Source organism: Oleiphilus sp. HI0043 (assembly GCF_001634935.1).
The window spans coordinates 1-1,087 of the sequence record NZ_LWEY01001634.1; the positions used below are offsets into that span (position 1 = coordinate 1).

1 protein-coding gene is annotated in these 1,087 nt (G+C 44.6%); it reads right to left on the minus strand.

The window, feature by feature from the left end:
- Positions 1-995 (minus strand): AAA family ATPase (locus A3729_RS24850; protein WP_197476054.1); only part of this gene is annotated, 995 nt, incomplete at its 3' end.
- Between the last annotated feature and the right edge of the window lie 92 nt (positions 996-1,087).

Here is a 1,087-nt window from a genome sequence, read left to right on the forward strand (position 1 = left end):
TGAGAGGCAGAATACTCCGAATACTCAAAGTGACTCGTAAAGAACTCTATTCTGCGCCGAATCCCTGCAGGTACTGTGATATTGCGTATCGCTAGCGACATGTCTGAGATCTCATCTTCGGTGAAAATGATCTGAGGTGGAACCATATCTTCTGGCTTTACACCTTCTTCAATACGTAGAAGCAACTGATTCAGAAATCTAGGGTTAAATGACAAAGCTTGGACAACGACATCAATACGATCTTTTAAGGCTTCGATCACCTGGTAGGTTCCGCCACCCTGATCATCATTTGCAGTTAAATACCAGGCCGCATCAGGACATTCAAAGACCTGGTTGTAGAGTTCTGCGTAGTTGTCTCCCATCACAGTCAGCAAAGCGCTTTGCGTTCGTGTAGGGATACGGTTGTATTCATCGACTATTTTTACGCGCATTCCAAGCCATTTCCGCCACGATATGCGGATGTCTTCGATCGCTTCGGCCGAGGCCAGATCCGATGGCAAGGGATTACCCAGCAAATCAGCCACTGTCATCTGCGGATGGCCATGTTGCATGGCTCGTTTAACTTCTTTTGTCGTATAACCGCCCATGATACCCATCAAGATTGCACTAGCCGTTTTACCCCGGCCTGGTCCGCCAATGAAAAGGCATTTACTTTGAGTAGCGAACGTGAGGAGTGGCAATAAGATAAAGCTTGAGTAAGACTGTTCAGTTGGGAGGTTTAGCGTACTGTGACTGTCTCCCGCCCTAAACTGTTGCGGAGACTGATCATTATATTCGATATCATAGTGAGGACTGATTATCGCGTTATTAACGATCCAAAAGTAAGCCTGCCTAAGCTTTTCATCTAGTCCCGTGCTAGTTTCTTGAGCGTCACTTTCACCTGAACCAAAAGGCCCATCATACAAATCTGAAACATCGAAAGACTTAGCTTTGGAGTGTGCCTTTGGTTTGGTTGGTGAGGCCGATAAGCGGCCAAATAAATTGAATTTACTCATTAATAGTTCTCTTGATTCAAACAAGAATCAAATATCTAAATTATATTTTTCGTTATTAAGGTTCAGCTTGAACTATCCCAAGCCCGACAAAG